We start from the raw sequence: 383 nt of genomic DNA, 5'->3' as shown, positions 1-383 counted from the left end.
ACGTTGGACTGCGATATAGGGATATATCGTCAGACCAACAAGGATTTTTGCTTACTTTTCATCCGTGAAAAGTAAGGCGAACGGCAGGTTAATCCAAAAATTGGATGAGAACTCGGCAAGACGCTGTCGCGTTTTCACCAAAGTAAAAATTGAACAAACAACAAATTCTGGTTGATATAAAGGATGATTCTATGAGCTCAAATGAAACAACAACAGGCTTCAAACCAAAAAAATCAGTTGCACTTAGCGGACAAGTTGCAGGCAACACAGCACTATGTACCGTAGGACGTAGCGGTAACGACTTGCACTATCGTGGCTATGACATTCTTGACCTTGCGGCAGGTAGCGAGTTTGAAGAAGTTGCTCACTTGCTTGTACATGGC

The 383-nt window shown here is 42.8% G+C and carries 1 protein-coding gene; it reads left to right on the top strand.

From position 1 onward, the window contains the following. Positions 1-191 precede the first annotated feature (191 nt). The coding region (locus tag GVL50_RS28680; RefSeq protein WP_306109868.1) for a citrate/2-methylcitrate synthase at positions 192-383 on the top strand (192 nt) is incomplete at its 3' end.

The organism is Pseudomonas sp. 18058 (genome assembly GCF_902706155.1).
Lineage (GTDB): Bacteria > Pseudomonadota > Gammaproteobacteria > Pseudomonadales > Pseudomonadaceae > Aquipseudomonas > Aquipseudomonas rustica.
The sequence above is the reverse complement of the archived record's forward strand: the minus strand, read 5'-3'. Positions and strand labels throughout refer to the sequence as shown.